The organism is Chryseobacterium sp. SIMBA_029 (assembly GCF_046535275.1).
Taxonomy (GTDB): Bacteria; Bacteroidota; Bacteroidia; order Flavobacteriales; family Weeksellaceae; genus Chryseobacterium.
Map to the genome: position 1 here is coordinate 1 of NZ_JAWRXA010000779.1, position 242 is coordinate 242.

Sequence of the window (242 nt, forward strand, 5' to 3'; positions counted from 1 at the left end):
GTCGGACGCTTGGGATACCAGCTCTTCACCGTGGGTGACCGTAGTGACGAAAGGTTTGTCCACCACTACGTTGAGCCCGTGGGCAATGGCCGTGGCGCCGAGCTCCAGATGCGTCACAGGCGGCGTGGCGAGTACCACGAGATCGAGCTCACCTGCCAGTGCAAACATGTCCTCGGGGGTAGGAACGATCCTCGCGTGAGGGTACAGCCGACCCACAGCCGCGGCGCGTTCGGGGTCCGCCG

The 242-nt window shown here is 64.9% G+C and carries 1 protein-coding gene; it reads right to left on the reverse strand.

Annotated elements, in window-relative coordinates:
- On the reverse strand, positions 1–242 hold a 242-nt coding region (locus tag SB679_RS26050), incomplete at both ends, for a Gfo/Idh/MocA family oxidoreductase (RefSeq protein WP_410705290.1).